The 14859-nt window shown below is 68.9% G+C and carries 16 protein-coding genes; 15 read left to right on the top strand and 1 reads right to left on the bottom strand.

What is annotated here, in order from left to right; translation table 11 throughout:
- Window positions 1–12: 12 nt before the first annotated feature.
- From hpf to hprK, 3 genes are all read left to right on the top strand, one after another.
- Window positions 13–342: a ribosome hibernation-promoting factor, HPF/YfiA family gene (gene hpf / locus I8E28_RS02825; RefSeq protein WP_200786329.1), complete on the top strand. Its 330-nt coding sequence runs from the start codon at window positions 13–15 to the stop codon at window positions 340–342.
- Between the two features lie 136 nt (window positions 343–478).
- Window positions 479–946 (top strand): PTS sugar transporter subunit IIA, encoded by a 468-nt coding sequence (locus I8E28_RS02830; RefSeq protein ID WP_200786330.1) that lies wholly within the window; start codon window positions 479–481, stop codon window positions 944–946.
- Window positions 947–962: 16 nt separating this feature from the next.
- The gene (hprK, locus tag I8E28_RS02835) at window positions 963–1913 is read left to right on the top strand and encodes an HPr(Ser) kinase/phosphatase (protein ID WP_200786331.1); all 951 of its coding nucleotides are present in this window, start codon (window positions 963–965) and stop codon (window positions 1911–1913) included.
- A 19-nt stretch (window positions 1914–1932) separates the two neighbouring features.
- On the opposite strand, the gene fur is transcribed toward hprK, so the two are convergent.
- A complete protein-coding gene (gene fur, locus I8E28_RS02840) occupies window positions 1933–2373 on the bottom strand; it encodes a ferric iron uptake transcriptional regulator (protein ID WP_200786332.1) in 441 nt (146 codons plus the stop codon).
- Between the two features lie 76 nt (window positions 2374–2449).
- Between fur and I8E28_RS02845 the strand changes: the two genes are divergently transcribed.
- The 12 genes from I8E28_RS02845 (at window position 2450) to gshA (ending at window position 14753) form a co-directional block, all read left to right on the top strand.
- Window positions 2450–2995 (top strand): outer membrane protein assembly factor BamE, encoded by a 546-nt coding sequence (locus tag I8E28_RS02845; RefSeq protein WP_200786333.1) that lies wholly within the window; start codon window positions 2450–2452, stop codon window positions 2993–2995.
- Window positions 2996–3000: 5 nt separating this feature from the next.
- A complete protein-coding gene (gene dapB, locus I8E28_RS02850) occupies window positions 3001–3801 on the top strand; it encodes a 4-hydroxy-tetrahydrodipicolinate reductase (RefSeq protein WP_200786334.1) in 801 nt (266 codons plus the stop codon).
- Window positions 3802–3844: 43 nt separating this feature from the next.
- Window positions 3845–4495: a MotA/TolQ/ExbB proton channel family protein gene (locus tag I8E28_RS02855; RefSeq protein WP_200786335.1), complete on the top strand. Its 651-nt coding sequence runs from the start codon at window positions 3845–3847 to the stop codon at window positions 4493–4495.
- Between the two features lies 1 nt (window position 4496).
- Complete coding sequence (locus I8E28_RS02860; RefSeq protein WP_200786336.1) at window positions 4497–4916, top strand: biopolymer transporter ExbD; 420 nt, start codon at window positions 4497–4499, stop codon at window positions 4914–4916.
- Window positions 4917–4950: 34 nt separating this feature from the next.
- Complete coding sequence (gene leuS / locus I8E28_RS02865) at window positions 4951–7590, top strand: leucine--tRNA ligase (RefSeq protein WP_200786337.1); 2640 nt, start codon at window positions 4951–4953, stop codon at window positions 7588–7590.
- Between the two features lie 2 nt (window positions 7591–7592).
- Window positions 7593–8084 carry an LPS-assembly lipoprotein LptE gene (locus I8E28_RS02870; RefSeq protein ID WP_200786338.1) on the top strand — a complete coding sequence of 164 codons (492 nt, stop codon included), beginning with the start codon at window positions 7593–7595 and terminating at the stop codon, window positions 8082–8084.
- A gap of 4 nt (window positions 8085–8088) precedes the next feature.
- Window positions 8089–8571, top strand: coding sequence for an Lrp/AsnC family transcriptional regulator (locus tag I8E28_RS02875; RefSeq protein WP_200786339.1), 483 nt, complete (start codon window positions 8089–8091; stop codon window positions 8569–8571).
- Window positions 8572–8711: 140 nt separating this feature from the next.
- Window positions 8712–9944, top strand: a complete 1233-nt coding sequence (gene rocD, locus I8E28_RS02880; protein WP_200786340.1) for an ornithine--oxo-acid transaminase — start codon at window positions 8712–8714, stop codon at window positions 9942–9944.
- A 27-nt stretch (window positions 9945–9971) separates the two neighbouring features.
- On the top strand, window positions 9972–11060 hold the full coding sequence (holA, locus tag I8E28_RS02885) for a DNA polymerase III subunit delta (protein WP_200786341.1): 1089 nt from the start codon (window positions 9972–9974) through the stop codon (window positions 11058–11060).
- Complete coding sequence (locus tag I8E28_RS02890; protein ID WP_200786342.1) at window positions 11057–12337, top strand: glutamate-5-semialdehyde dehydrogenase; 1281 nt, start codon at window positions 11057–11059, stop codon at window positions 12335–12337. The genes holA and I8E28_RS02890 overlap by 4 nt, the downstream gene beginning before the upstream one ends.
- On the top strand, window positions 12337–13350 hold the full coding sequence (locus I8E28_RS02895; protein WP_207794000.1) for a DUF6352 family protein: 1014 nt from the start codon (window positions 12337–12339) through the stop codon (window positions 13348–13350). The genes I8E28_RS02890 and I8E28_RS02895 overlap by 1 nt, the downstream gene beginning before the upstream one ends.
- A gap of 107 nt (window positions 13351–13457) precedes the next feature.
- The gene (gene gshA / locus I8E28_RS02900; protein ID WP_200786343.1) at window positions 13458–14753 is read left to right on the top strand and encodes a glutamate--cysteine ligase; all 1296 of its coding nucleotides are present in this window, start codon (window positions 13458–13460) and stop codon (window positions 14751–14753) included.
- The last annotated feature ends 106 nt before the right edge of the window (window positions 14754–14859 follow it).

The following is a 14859-nucleotide window of genomic DNA, read 5'->3' on the forward strand; positions in this document are numbered from 1 at the left end:
AGGAGGTCTTGCATGAACTTGACGATCAGCGGTCACCATCTCGAAGTCACCCCCGCGCTGCGCAGTTACGTGACCACCAAGCTCGATCGCATCACCCGCCACTTCGACCAGGTCGTTGACATCAAGGTGCTCCTCACGGTGGAGAAGCAGAAGGAAAAGGAACGACGACAACGGGCCGAGTGCCGCATCCACGTCAAGGGCAACGACATGTTCGCCGAGAGTTCGCACGAGGACCTTTACGCGGCGCTCGACGAGCTGGTCGACAAGCTCGACCGCCAGGTCGGCCGCCACAAGACCCGGCTGCAGGACCACCACCACCCGGCGCCCAAGCGCCTGATGTGATCGGCATCGCCCGCGTGCAGCGGGCGGCCTGCGATGGAGCCCCTGGGGGCTCCTTTTCATTCGCGCAACACCCGCCCTGCCAGCGCTGGCATGGCTTCAGGGTTTGTCCGGAGGCGGGTGCATAATCGCGCCTCGCATGAACCGCCTCGCAGCCATCCTGCCCGCCGCCCAGGTGCTCGTCGGCGTCGAGGCAACCAGCAAGAAGCGCGCGTTCGAGGAAGCCGGCCTGCTCTTCGAGAACCTGCACGGCCTCTCGCGCGCCCTCATCACCGACAGCCTCTTCGCGCGCGAACGCCTCGGCTCGACCGGCCTGGGCCACGGCGTCGCCATCCCGCACGGGCGCATCAAGGGCCTGAAGGCGCCCATGGCCGCGCTGTTCCAGCTGGCCCAGCCGATCGGCTTCGATGCGCCGGACGAGCAGCCGGTCAGCCTGCTCATCTTCCTGCTGGTGCCCGAGGCGGCGACGCAAAAGCACCTGGAGATCCTGTCCGAGATCGCCGAGCTGCTGTCCGATGCGCCGCTGCGCGAGAAGATCAAGGCCGCGGGCTCGGCCCCCGACCTGCACCGCCTGATCGCCGACTGGCAGTCCGCCCAGCCGGCCTAGCCCCGACGCCCGCCGCGTGAAGCCCACCGTCGTCAGCGCCGATGTCCTGTTCGAGGACCATCGCGACAAGCTGAAGTGGGAGTGGGTCGCCGGACTCGGCGCGTCAGAGCGCCGCTTCGACGAGGTCGCCGTGCGCGCCGCGCGCTCGGGTGCCGACCTGGTCGGCTACCTGAACTACATCCATCCGTACCGGATGCAGATCATCGGCGAGCGCGAGGTGGCCTACCTCACCAACACGTCGCCCGAGGACTGCGCGCGCCGCATCGCCCGCATCGTCACGCTCGAGCCACCGGTGCTGGTGCTCACGGACGGGCAGACCGCGCCCGACGCGCTGCTGTCGATGTGCGAGCGGGCCCAGATCCCGATGTTCGCCACGCAGGAGCCGTCGGCCTTCGTCATCGACGTCCTGCGCGCCTACCTGTCCAAGCACTTCGCCGAGCGCACGTCGATGCACGGCGTGTTCATGGACATCCTGGGCCTGGGCGTGCTGATCACCGGCGAGTCGGGCCTGGGCAAGAGCGAGCTGGGCCTGGAACTGATCACGCGCGGCAACGGCCTGGTGGCCGACGACGCCGTCGACCTGTACCGCGTCAACCAGACCACCATCGAAGGCCGCTGCCCCGAGCTGCTGCAGAACCTGCTGGAAGTGCGCGGCATCGGCCTGCTGGACATCCGCGCGATCTTCGGCGAGACCGCGGTGCGCCGGAAGATGCGTCTGCGTCTCATCGTGCACCTGGTGCGGCGCGAGACCCTGGAGCGCGACTACGAGCGCCTGCCCTACGAGCCGCTCACGCAGGACGTGCTGGGCGTGCCGGTGCGCAAGGTGATCATCCAGGTGGCTTCGGGCCGCAACATCGCCGTGCTGGTGGAAGCCGCCGTGCGCAACACCATCCTGCAGCTGCGCGGCGTGGACACGTACGCCGAATTCGTGGAGCGCCATCGCAAGGCGATGGAGCGCGGCGGCTGAGCGCTCGCGCGCGGGCCGGTCAGCGCCCGATCTTCCGGGGCCGGTGCGGGCAGTCGTCCTTCGTGCAGTGCGCGTACAGCGAAAGTGCGTGGTCCGCGATCTCGAAGCCCTTGGCCTTGGCCACCGCGTTCTGGCGCCGCTCGATCTCGGCGTCGTAGAACTCCTCGACCCGCCCGCAATCCAGGCACACCATGTGGTCGTGGTGCGTGCCCTCGTTCAGTTCGTAGACGGCCTTGCCGCTCTCGAAGTGGCTGCGTGACAGGATGCCGGCCTGCTCGAACTGCGTGAGCACGCGGTAGACGGTGGCCAGGCCGATGTCGGAGCGTTCCTCGAGCAGGACGCGGAACACGTCCTCGGCGGTCATGTGCCGCTGGTCGCCCTTGTGGAACACGTCGAGGATCTTCAGGCGCGGCAGCGTCGCCTTCAACCCGGTGTTTTTCAGTTCGTCGATGTTCGCCATGGGGGCTCGTGCGCGCGGAGGAGCGCGCAGGGGCTGCCGCTACAATCGTTCGATCATATCGCCTGCCCCCGGATCCATGCCCCTGAACCTGCCGAGCCTGAAGTCCGCCGGCGCCTTGCTCGCCGCGTGCATGCTGGCCGCCGGCTGCGGCAGCGTGGACCGCGTGGTCAGCCGCCGCGTCACCGATGCGATCACGCCGTACAAGGTCGAGATCGTGCAAGGCAACTTCGTGTCGCGCGAACAGGTCGAGGCCCTCAAGCCCGGCATGAGCCGCGTGCAGGTGCGTGAACTGCTCGGCACGCCGCTGCTCGCCGACATCTTCCACGCCGATCGCTGGGACTACGTCTTCACGATGCGCCGCCAGGGCGTGCCCGAGCAGCAGCGCCGCCTGACGCTGTACTTCAAGGGCGAGGGCCTGGAGCGCTGGGAAGGCGACCAGATGCCGGCCGAAGTCGAATTCGTGGCCACGATCAACAAGCGCCGCGTCGCCAAGGTGCCCCCGCTGGAGGCCACCGAGGAACAGCTGCAGAAGGCGGGCGTCAAGCCCGCCGGAACGCCCGCCCCCGCGCCCGTGCCGGACCTGCCGCCGCCGCCGGCCAACTACCCGCCGCTCGAGCGCTGAGTCCCGTGCACCAGGTCGCCGTCGCCGGGGCCACCGGCCGCATGGGCCAGATGCTGATCGAGGCGATCCGCGCCTCGGGCGACTGCCAGCTCGCAGGGGCGATGGACCAGGCGTCCAGCCCCGCCATCGGCAACGATGCCGCCGCCTTCCTGGGCCACGCCAGCGGCATCGCGGTCGTCTCCGACCCGCGCCAGGCGCTGACGAAAGCGCAGGTCCTGATCGACTTCACCCGCCCCGAGGGCACGATGGCCCACCTGGCCGCGTGCCGCGAGCGCCAGGTCAACCTGGTGATCGGCACCACCGGCTTCTCCGACGCGCAGAAGGCGCAGATCGCCGACGCCGCGCGCGACATCGCCATCGTCATGGCGCCCAACATGAGCGTGGGCGTCAACGTCACGCTCAAGCTGCTGGAGACGGCGGCCAAGGCGCTGGCCACCGGCTACGACATCGAGATCATCGAAGCGCACCACCGCCACAAGGTGGATGCGCCCTCGGGCACCGCGCTGAAAATGGGCGAGGTGGTCGCGGCGGCGCTCGGGCGCGACCTCAAGGAATGCGCGGTGTACGGGCGCGAAGGCGTCACCGGCGAGCGCGACCCGTCCACCATCGGGTTCGCCACCGTGCGCGGCGGCGACATCGTCGGCGACCACACGGTGCTGTTCGCGGGCACCGGCGAGCGCATCGAGATCTCGCACCGCGCCGCCAGCCGCGCCACGTACGCGCAGGGCAGCTTGCGCGCCGTGCGGTTCCTGGCCGGCAAGCGCTCGGGCCTGTTCGACATGTTCGACGTGCTCGGCCTGCGGTGAACCGGGCGGCGCCGGCAGCGGCCGGCAAGGGGAGGGACGTGCGATGGGCGTGATGCAGCTGTTCGGCCAGGCCGACGCGATCGGCCGCACGGTGGCGCTGCTGCTGCTGGTGATGTCCGTCGCCAGCTGGGTGGTCATCCTCTGGAAGGCGTGGCTGCTGCGGCGTGCCGCAGGCGACGTCGGCCGGTCCACGGCCGCCTTCTGGCAAGCCGCCTCGCTGGATGACGCGCGTGCCCGCGTTGCCGGCTTCGACCGTGACACGCTGGTGCTGCCCCTGGTGGACGCCACCCGCGCGCAGCCTGAAGGCTCGCTGGCCGCCGCGGGCGATCGCAGCCAGCAGCTCACGCGCGTGCTGCGCGACGCGCTGCATGGCGTGCTGGACAAGCTGCAGTTCGGCCAGGTGCTGCTGGCCACCGTCGGATCGACCGCGCCCTTCGTCGGCCTGCTCGGCACGGTCTGGGGCATCTACCACGCGCTCACCGGCATCGCCGCCGCCGGCCAGATCAGCATCGACAAGGTGGCCGGCCCCGTGGGCGAGGCCCTGATCATGACGGCCGCGGGCCTCGCCGTCGCCATCCCCGCGGTGCTGGGCTACAACGTGTTCGGCCGCCGCATCGGCCGCATCGAGGCCGACCTGGAAGGCTTCGCGCGCGACCTGCGCGAGCTGGTCGTGCACCACCAGCAAGGGGCCTGAAGTGGCTTTCGGCCGCCTCGAGCGCACCGAGGGTCCGCGCCCGATCAGCGACATCAACGTGACGCCGCTGGTGGACGTCATGCTGGTGCTGGTCGTCATCCTGATCATCACGGCACCGCTGATGGCCAGCTCCCTGCGGCTGGACCTGCCGCGCGCCGAGGGCGCCTCGCCCAGCGACACGCCCAAATTCATCGCGATCGCCATCGACCCCAAGGGCCAGCTGTTCGTGGCCGACAAGCCGGTCACGCCGCAGCAGTTGGCCGACCGCTTGGCCGAGGCCGGCCGGCAGGCGCCGGACACCGAAATCCAGCTGCGCGCCGACCAGGCCGTGGCCTACGGCAAGGTGGTCGAGGTGATGGGCATGGCGCAGAAGGCCGGGCTCAACCGCATCGGTTTCGTCGCGGAACCGGCCAGCCGCTGAGCCTTGGAGGGGCGCGCCTCCTAGAATCTCGCGCATGCAAGACAAGTACAACCACCTCGAGGTCGAAGGCGCGGCGCAGGCGCACTGGACGGCGCGCGATGCCTACCGGGTGGTCGAGGACACCCGCAAGAAGAAGTTCTACGCCTGCTCGATGCTGCCCTATCCCAGCGGCAAGCTGCACATGGGGCACGTGCGCAACTACACGATCAACGACATGCTCGCGCGGTACCTGCGCATGAACGGGTACAACGTGCTGATGCCCATGGGCTGGGACGCGTTCGGCCTGCCGGCGGAGAACGCGGCGCTGAAGAACGGCGTGCCGCCCGCGAAGTGGACGTACGAGAACATCGCGTACATGAAGAAGCAGATGCAGTCGATGGGCCTGGCCATCGACTGGTCGCGCGAGGTCGCCACCTGCGATCCCAGCTACTACAAGTGGAACCAGTGGCTGTTCCTGAAGATGCTGGACAAGGGCATCGCGTACCGCAAGACCCAGGTCGTCAACTGGGACCCGGTCGACCAGACCGTGCTGGCCAACGAGCAGGTGATCGACGGCAAGGGCTGGCGCACCGGTGCGCTGGTCGAGAAGCGCGAGATTCCCGGCTACTACCTGAAGATCACCGACTACGCGCAGGAGCTGCTGGACCACGTGCAGCACAAGCTGCCCGGCTGGCCCGAGCGCGTGAAGCTGATGCAGGAGAACTGGATCGGCCGCAGCGAGGGCGTGCGCTTCGCCTTCACGCACGACATCCGAGGCGCCGACGGCCAGTTGATCGGCGACGGCCGGATGTACGTCTTCACGACCCGCGCCGACACCATCATGGGCGTGACGTTCTGCGCCGTGGCACCGGAGCACCCGCTGGCCACGCACGCCGCCAGGACCAACCCGAAGCTCGCCGCCTTCATCGAGGACTGCAAGAAGGGCGGCACCACCGAAGCCGAACTCGCGCTGAAGGAAAAGGAAGGCCTGCCGACGGGGCTGGTCATCTTCCATCCGGTGACCGGTGAGCCTATCGACGTCTGGGTGGGCAACTACGTGCTCATGGGGTATGGCGACGGCGCGGTGATGGGCGTGCCGGGCCACGACGAGCGCGACTTCGCGTTCGCGCTCAAGTACAACCTGCCGATCATGCAGGTCGTGCACGTGGACGGCGAGACCTACGACTACAAGCACTGGCAGGAGTGGTACGGCGACAAGGAGCGCGGCGTCACCATCAACTCCGACATCTTCAGCGGCTTCGGCTACCAGGAAGCGGTCAATGCGGTCGCGCACCACCTGCAGCAGAAGGGCCTGGGCGAGAAGAAGGTCACCTGGCGCCTGCGCGACTGGGGCGTCAGCCGCCAGCGCTACTGGGGCACGCCGATCCCGATCATCCACTGCCCCGACCACGGCGCCGTGCCGGTGCCCGAGAAGGACCTGCCGGTCATCCTGCCGCAGGACTGCGTGCCCGACGGCAGCGGCAACCCGCTGAACAAGCGCGAGGACTTCCTCGCCTGCTCGTGCCCGGTGTGCGGCAAGCCCTCGCGCCGCGAGACCGACACGATGGACACCTTCGTCGATTCGGCCTGGTACTTCATGCGCTACTGCGATCCCAAGCGCGACGACGTGATGGTCGCCGACGGCGCGCAGTACTGGATGCCGATGGACCAGTACATCGGCGGCATCGAGCACGCGATCCTGCACCTGCTGTACGCGCGCTTCTGGACCAAGGTGATGCGCGACCTGGGGCTGGTGAAGATCGACGAGCCGTTCACGCGCCTGCTCACGCAGGGCATGGTGCTCAACGAGGCGTTCTCGCGCACGACCACCGGCAAGCAGTACTTCTGGGCGCACGACCTGGACATCGCCCGCGACGAGCACTCGAAGGTGATCTCCGCAACGGCGAAGTCCGACGGCCAGCCGGTCACCTACGAGGGCTGGACGACGATGTCCAAGTCCAAGAACAACGGCGTCGACCCGCAGGACCTGATCGAGAAGTACGGCGCCGACACCGCGCGGCTGTACACGATGTTCACCGCGCCGCCGGAGGCGACGCTGGAATGGAACGACGCCGCACTGGAAGGCAGCTACCGGTTCCTGCGCCGCACGTGGGCGTTCGGGAACAAGCTGGCGGCCACGGGCGCGGTGCCCACGCACGTGCAGCGCCTGGGCGCCGCGTCGTCGTTCGGCAAGACCGCCAAGGCCCTGCGCCGCGAGGTGCACACGGTGCTCAAGCAGGTGGACTACGACTACGTCCGCATGCAATACAACACCGTTGTGTCCGGCGCGATGAAGATGCTCAACGCGCTGGAGGACTTCAAGGGCGAGGGCGAGGAGGGCGCGGACGCCGCGCTCGCCGAAGGCTTCGGCATCCTGCTGCGCGCGCTGTACCCGGCCACCCCGCACGTCGCGCACGCGCTGTGGCAGGAACTGGGGTACGCCACGCTGCACGGCGACCTGCTCGATGCGCCCTGGCCGCGCGTCGATGCGGCGGCGCTGGAACAGGACGAGGTGGAGCTGATGCTGCAGGTCAACGGCAAGCTGCGTGGCTCGCTGTTCGTGCCGGCCGGTGCGGACAAGGCGCAGATCGAGCAGGCTGCGCTGGCCAGCGAGGGCTTCGCCAAGTTCGGCGGCGGCGCGACGCCCAAGAAGGTGATCGTGGTGCCGGGCCGCCTCGTGAACGTGGTGGTGTGACCATGCAGCGACGCTTCCTTCTCTCGAGCGCCGGGGCCCTGGCGTTGGCCGGCTGCGGCTTCGAGCTGCGGCGCGCGCCCGAGTTCGCCTTCAACACGATGGTGCTGCCCGCCAGCGGCGGTGTCGCGACCGAATTGCGCCGCACGCTCGCATCGGTGCCCAACGTCAAGGTGCTGCCGATCGGCGCCAACGTGAACGATGCGCAGGTCATCCTGGACGTCCTCGAGAACTCGCAGGAGAAGGTCGTGGTGGGCATCAACGCTTCGGGCCAGGTGCGCGAATTCCAGCTGCGCAGCCGCCTGAAGTTCCGCCTGCGGACACCGCAGGGGCGCGAGCTGATCCCGCAGACCGAGCTGCAGCAGCAGCGCGACGTCAGCTTCAACGAATCGGCCGTGCTCGCCAAGGAAGCCGAGGAGGCCCTCCTGTACCGCGACATGCAGCGCGACCTCGTGCAGCAGTTGATGCGGCGCCTGGCCGCCGTCAAGCAGATCTGAGCGGATGGACCTGGACCGCGCCGACCTCAAGCTGCTGGAGATGCTGCAGCGCGACGGCCGCGCGACGGTGCAGTCGCTGTCCGAGGCCATCCACCTGTCGGCGCGCGCAACGCTCAATCGCGTTCGTCGTCTTGAGGAACGCGGCGTCATCGAGGGCTACCGCGCGCTGGTCAGGCGCAACGCCCTCGGCGAGCACGTCAGCGTGTTCGCCGAAATCGCGCTGAAGGACCAGCGGCAGGCATCCGTGCAGCGGTTCGAGCGGCGCATGGCGACCGCGAGCGAAGTGGTCGCCTGCTGGATCGTCAGCGGCCGCTACGACTACCTGGTGCGCATCTCCTGCCCCACGCTGGACGACTACCACCGCCTCATCAACGGCTGGCTGGACGAGGCGGCGCTGGGCATCGAGAAGATCGTCAGCAACATCGAGCTGCAGACGATCAAGGAATTCACCGGGTTCACGGTTCCGCGCGTCTCGGTTCCCGGTTGAGTTCGCACTTCCGTTTCGGAAGCTCGCCCCCTTCCTGTCTGCCGGTATCGGCAGTGCCCGCCCCTTCGAACCGCGCCCTTTGCAGCGCGATGCGGCGAACAATGGCTGTGCCATTGCAACGACTGCGAAGGGAGCACGACATGCACATCAAGGAAGGCACCACCCAGGCGTTCATCGGGCTGGAGCAACGCTACGGCGCGCGCAACTACCACCCGGTGCCCGTCGTCGTCGACCGCGCTCTCGACTGCCTCGTGTGGGACGTGCAGGGGCGTGAGTACATCGACATGATGGGCGCGTATTCCGCGGTGAGCCACGGGCACCTGCATCCGCGCGTCGTCGCGGCGGCCACGCGCCAGCTGCAGAAGGTGGCGGTCACCTCGAGGGCGTACCACAGCAACACGCTCGGCCCCTTCCTCGAGAAGCTGTGCTCGATCGCCGGCTTCGACCGCGCGTTGCCGATGAACACCGGCGCCGAAGCGGTCGAGACCGCGATCAAGCTGGCGCGCCGCTGGGGCTACCGCGCCAAGGGCATCGCCGACGGGCAGGCCGAGATCCTGGTCGCGCGCGGCAACTTCCACGGCCGCACCAACACCGTCATCAGCTTCTCGACCGAAGAGGACTACAAGGCCGGCTTCGGCCCGTTCACGCCGGGGTTCCACCATTTCGATTTCGGCAGCATGGACAGCATCCGCGCGGCCGCGACCGCTAACACCTGCGCCGTGCTGGTCGAGCCGATCCAGGGCGAGGCGGGCGTGATCGTGCCGCCCGCGGGATTCTTCCGTGAGCTGCGCGACTGGTGCACGCAGAACAAGGTGCTGCTGGTCGACGATGAAGTGCAAGCCGGCCTGGGCCGCACGGGCAAGTGGTTCGCCTTCGAGCACGAAGGCATCCGCCCCGACGCGCTGATCCTGGGCAAGGCGCTGGGCGGCGGGCTGCTGCCCGTCAGCGCCGTGCTGGCCGACGCGCCGGTGATGGACGTGTTCACGCCTGGCAGCCACGGCTCCACGTTCGGCGGCAACGCGCTGGCGGCGGCGGTGGCGCTGGAAGGCCTGCGCGTGCTGGAAGAGGAACGCCTCGTCGAGCGCGCGGCGGAGATCGGCCCGTACCTGATGGAGCGCCTGCGCGAGGTGCAGCGCCAGGCCGGCCCGCTGGTGCGCGACGTGCGCGGCCGCGGCCTGTGGATCGGCGTCGACATCGACCCGGCGCTGGGCAGCGCCCGCCGCATCGTCGAGAAGATGGCCGAGCGCGGCGTGCTGTCGAAGGAGACGCACGAGACCGTGATCCGCTTCGCGCCGCCGCTGACGATCACGACGGCCCTGATCGACAAGGCCGTGGGGATCTTCGCGGAGGTGCTCGCCGAAGCGCGGACCTGAGAAGGCGCAATCCCTACAATGGGCGCCATGCAGCTTGCCGCCGCCCAGCTGTCCGCCCATCTCGCCAAGGGCCTGCGTTCCCTCTACACCTTGCACGGCGACGAACCGCTGCTGGTGCAGGAGGCCGCCGACGCGATCCGCGCGGCGGCGCGGACGCAGGGGTACACCGAACGCACCGTCCATACCGTCGCCGGTGCGCACTTCGACTGGAGTGCGGTGCTCGCGGCGGGCGGGTCCCTCAGCCTCTTTGCCGAACGCCAGATCCTCGAAGTGCGCATTCCCTCCGGCAAGCCGGGCAAGGAAGGCAGCGCCGCCTTGCAGCAGCTCGCCGAGAGCGCGCAGGGCAACGACTCCACGCTGACCCTCGTGCTGTTGCCGCGGCTGGACAAGATGACGCGCAGCGGCGCCTGGTTCGGCGCGCTGGAAACCAACGGCCTGACCATCCAGCTCGACCCGGTCGAGCGCAACGCGCTGCCGCAGTGGATCGCGCAACGCATGGCCGTGAACGGCCAGCGCGTCGTGGCGGGCGAGGAAGGCCAGCGCACGCTTCAGTTCTTCGCCGACCGCGTCGAAGGCAACCTGCTGGCGGCGCACCAGGAGATCCAGAAGCTCGCGCTGCTGTACCCGGCAGGCGAGCTGTCGTTCGAGCAGGTCGAGAGCGCGGTGCTGAACGTCGCGCGCTACGACGTCTTCAAGCTGTCGGAAGCGGTGCTGGGCGGGCAAGCCGCGCGTGTGCAGCGCATGCTCGACGGCCTGCAGGCCGAAGGCGAGGCCGAGGTGCTGGTGCACTACACGCTGGCCGAGGACATCCGCGCGCTCAAGCGCGTGAAGGATGCGATGGGTGAAGGCCGCCCGCTGCCGATCGCCCTGCGCGAGCAGCGCGTGTGGGGCCTGAAGGAACGCCTGTTCGAACGCGTGCTGCCGCGGCTGTCGGCCACCTCGCTCGCCAACCTGCTGCACGGCGCGCACGTCGTCGACGGCATCGTCAAGGGACTCAAGGCGCCGGGCTGGCCCACCGACGGCTGGCAGGCGCTGCAACGCCTGGCCATGCAGCTGTGCCAGGAATGCGCCGCCCCGCAGGCCCAGCGGAACCAGGGTGGGAGAATGGCCGCGTGAATGCGCTGAACGTCGCCGAGTACATGCAATCGCTGGGGGTGCAAGCCCGCCAGGCGAGCGCGCGCATGTCCGGGGCCAGCGCGGCGCAGAAGAACGCCGTGCTGCGCGCGATCGCGGCCCGGTTGCGCAGCAGCGGCGCGGCCTTGCAGGCCGAGAACGCCAAGGACATCGAGCGCGCCACTGCGGCCGGCCTCGCCGCGCCGATGGTCGATCGCCTGAAGCTCACGCCGAAGATCCTGGACACGCTGGCCGAAGGCTGCGAGCAGCTCGCCGCCATGCCCGATATCGTCGGCGAGATCAGCGGCATGACGCAGCAACCGAGCGGCATCCGCGTCGGCCGCATGCGCGTGCCGCTCGGCGTGTTCGGCATGATCTTCGAGAGCCGCCCGAACGTGACGATCGAGGCCGCGAGCCTGTCGATCAAGAGCGGCAACGCCTGCATCCTGCGCGGCGGCTCGGAAGCGATCGAATCCAACAAGGCACTGGCGCGCCTGGTGCGCGAGGCGTTGGTCGAAGGCGGCCTGCCCGAGGACGCCGTGCAGCTGGTGCAGACCACCGACCGCGAAGCCGTCGGCCAGCTGATCACGATGCCGCAGTTCGTCGACGTGGTGATCCCGCGCGGCGGCAAGGGCCTGATCGAGCGCATCAGCCGCGATGCGAAGGTGCCGGTCATCAAGCACCTGGACGGCAACTGCCATGTGTATGTCGACGATCCGTGCGATCTCGACATGGCCGTTGCCGTCACCGACAACGCGAAGACGCAGAAGTACAGCCCCTGCAACGCGGCCGAGGGCCTGCTGGTGGCCGAAGGCGTCGCCGCGCAATTCCTCCCGCGCATCGGCGCAGTGTTCGCGGCCAAGGGCGTGGAGATGCGCTGCGATGCGCGCGCCAAGGCGCTGCTGGCGACAGTCGCCGGCGCGCAGGTGGTCGACGCGACCGAGCAGGACTGGGCCGAGGAATACCTCGCGCCCGTCATCGCGATCAAGGTGGTCGACGGCCTCGACGCCGCCATCGAGCACATCAACCGCTACGGCAGCCACCACACGGACGCGATCCTCACCCGCGACCACGTGCATGCGCAGCGCTTCCTGCGCGAGGTCGACTCGGCCAGCGTGATGGTCAACGCGAGCACCCGCTTCGCCGACGGCTTCGAATTCGGCCTCGGCGCCGAAATCGGCATCAGCACCGACAAGTTCCACGCCCGCGGCCCGGTGGGTCTCGAAGGCCTGACGTCGCTGAAGTGGGTCGTGCTCGGGCAGGGCGAACTGCGCCGGTGATGCCCGTGCCGGACTACTGGCCGAGCTGCGGCTGGCGCACGCTGCGGGCCGGCCCCGACGGGCAACTGCAGGTCACGGACGACTTCCTGCGGCACCTGCTGTTGCGGCCCGAGCTCGCGCCGGTGCCCGAGTCCTGCGCCGCCGAACGTGGCCTCCACGAGTCGCTGCTGCAGCAGCCACGGCAGGCCGTGGACGCGGCCAGGCTGCTGGTCCTGGCCGACGCCGATGCGCGCGCCAACTACGAAGTCTGGTTGCGCTTTCGTGATCGGCTGCTCGCGCGGCCCACGCTCGAAGGCAGCTACGTGCAGCTGTTCCGCGGCGACGTCGACGTGCCGCCGGTGCTGGTGCACCTGCTCACCCAGGTGCTGCTGCGGCACGTGCTGGCCGAGGACGCCACGCCGATGCAGGCGCGCGCCGCGGAGATGTTGTTCCGCACGCAGCGCATCGCGATCCAGGACGGCCAGGTGATGGCGGCGGACCATGAAACCGTGGAGCGCCGCGCCCAGGCCGACACGGTGGACGTCATCGCGCTGCTGCGACAGGCCGGCGCCTCGCCCCGCACCGCCGAACTGGACGTGCTGGGCGCGGACAACGCCGACGCGTACTGGGAGCGCAGCGAGGCGCACGACCTGGTCGTCGCGTTGAACCATGGCCAGCCGGCGCTGGCCGCGCTGTGCCAGGTGATCGAGCGCTGGGTGCGCCACTTCCTCGGGACCGATGTGACCGTGCGCCCGGAAGGCGAGATCGACGAGGACCAGTGGGTGTGGCACGTGGGCCTGGACGCGCAGGCCACCGCGGTCCTCAACACCCTGTACCAGGGCGGGGAGGTGGACGACGCGCAGGGACGGCGCATGTTGTGCCTGTTCCGCCTCGATTTCGTCGACCCGCGCGTGGTGCTGCCGCAGGTGGCCGGCCACCCGGTGTACCTGGCCATGGCGATGGACGACAACCAGCGGCTGCGCCTGAAGCCGCAAAACCTCCTGCTGAACCTGCCGCTGGCGCGCCACGGCTGAGCCGGGGCCGGCCGGCGTCGGGGCTTGGCTCTTGCATTGGGCACGTCCGCCGCCAGATTCCTACAATCCCAGTCGGAAATCTAACGCCCGAAAGGCCGGAATCGGCAATGGTCCCCCACCTCGTCACGGCCCTGAGCGGCCCCATCAACGAACTCGAGCAGCGCATCCTCGAATCGATGCCCGCCATCGAGCGCTGGTTCCGGCTCGAGTGGATGGAGCACACGCCGCCGTTCTACTGCTCGGTGGACGTGCGCAATGCCGGCTTCAAGCTGGCGCCGGTGGACACCAACCTGTTCCCGGGCGGCTGGAACAACCTGACGCCCGAGATGCTGCCGCTGGCGGTGCAGGCGGCGATGGCGGCGATCGAGAAGATCTGCCCGGAAGCGCGCAACCTGCTGGTGATCCCGGAGAACCACACGCGCAACACGTTCTACCTGGCAAACGTGCTGCAGCTCAAGCGCATCTTCCACATGGCCGGCCTGAACGTGCGCATCGGCTCGATCAACTCCGAGATCACCGAGCCGACCACGATCCAGCTGCCCACGGGCGAATCGATCGTGCTGGAGCCGGTGGTGCGCAGCCAGTACCGCCTGGGGCTGAAGGACTTCGACCCCTGCACCATCCTGCTGAACAACGACCTCTCGGCGGGCCCACCGGGCATCCTGGAGGACCTGCACGAGCAGTACCTGCTGCCGCCGTTGCACGCAGGCTGGTCGGTGCGGCGCAAGAGCCGGCACTTCCAGAGCTACGAGGAAGTCGCCAAGCGCTTCGGCAAGATGCTGGGCATCGACCCGTGGCTGATCAACCCGATGTTCAACAAGTGCGGCGAGATCGACTTCGGCGAAGGCGCGGGCATGGAGTGCCTGACCGAGAACGTCGACGCGCTGCTCTCGAAGATCCGCCGCAAGTACAAGGACTACGGCATCAACGAGAAGCCGTTCGTGATCGTGAAGGCGGACAACGGCACCTACGGCATGGGCATCATGACCGTGCGGGACGCCAAGGACCTCGAACAGCTGAGCCGTCGCACCAGGAACAAGATGGCCGTCGTCAAGGACGGCCAGGCGGTCACCGACGTCATCATCCAGGAAGGCGTGCAGACGTACGAGCGCATGCACGATGCCGTGGCCGAACCCGTGGTCTACATGATGGACCGCTACGTGGTCGGCGGCTTCTACCGCGTCCACCCGGAGCGCGGCATCGACGAGAACCTCAACGCGCCCGGCGCGGGCTTCGTGCCACTGGCTTTCGCGGAGAGTACGCGCTTGCCTCAGCCGGGCGAGAAGCCAGGCGCCAGCGCGCCGAACCGGTTCTACATGTACGGCGTCATCGGCCGCCTGGCCATGCTGGCCGCCAGCTACGAGCTGGAAGCCACCGACCCCGAAGCCGAGACCTACGACTGACCGCGCGCGGCGAGTTGTTGCGCTGCAACATCGCCGCTGCCGGGCGCCCGGGCGGGCGCACAATAGCGCCCTTCCAAGGACCCAACCCCGCCGCCGACCGAGACCG

This window comes from Ramlibacter algicola (genome assembly GCF_016641735.1).
GTDB lineage: Bacteria > Pseudomonadota > Gammaproteobacteria > Burkholderiales > Burkholderiaceae_C > Ramlibacter > Ramlibacter algicola.

Coding starts and splice junctions, on each gene's coding strand:
- hpf (WP_200786329.1), top strand. CDS start 13: ATGAACTTGACGATCAGCGGTCACCATCTCGAAGTCACCCCCGCGCTG.
- I8E28_RS02830 (WP_200786330.1), top strand. CDS start 479: ATGAACCGCCTCGCAGCCATCCTGCCCGCCGCCCAGGTGCTCGTCGGC.
- fur (WP_200786332.1), bottom strand. CDS start 2,373: ATGGCGAACATCGACGAACTGAAAAACACCGGGTTGAAGGCGACGCTG.
- I8E28_RS02845 (WP_200786333.1), top strand. CDS start 2,450: ATGCCCCTGAACCTGCCGAGCCTGAAGTCCGCCGGCGCCTTGCTCGCC.
- I8E28_RS02855 (WP_200786335.1), top strand. CDS start 3,845: ATGGGCGTGATGCAGCTGTTCGGCCAGGCCGACGCGATCGGCCGCACG.
- leuS (WP_200786337.1), top strand. CDS start 4,951: ATGCAAGACAAGTACAACCACCTCGAGGTCGAAGGCGCGGCGCAGGCG.
- I8E28_RS02870 (WP_200786338.1), top strand. CDS start 7,593: ATGCAGCGACGCTTCCTTCTCTCGAGCGCCGGGGCCCTGGCGTTGGCC.
- I8E28_RS02875 (WP_200786339.1), top strand. CDS start 8,089: ATGGACCTGGACCGCGCCGACCTCAAGCTGCTGGAGATGCTGCAGCGC.
- rocD (WP_200786340.1), top strand. CDS start 8,712: ATGCACATCAAGGAAGGCACCACCCAGGCGTTCATCGGGCTGGAGCAA.
- holA (WP_200786341.1), top strand. CDS start 9,972: ATGCAGCTTGCCGCCGCCCAGCTGTCCGCCCATCTCGCCAAGGGCCTG.
- I8E28_RS02895 (WP_207794000.1), top strand. CDS start 12,337: ATGCCCGTGCCGGACTACTGGCCGAGCTGCGGCTGGCGCACGCTGCGG.
- gshA (WP_200786343.1), top strand. CDS start 13,458: ATGGTCCCCCACCTCGTCACGGCCCTGAGCGGCCCCATCAACGAACTC.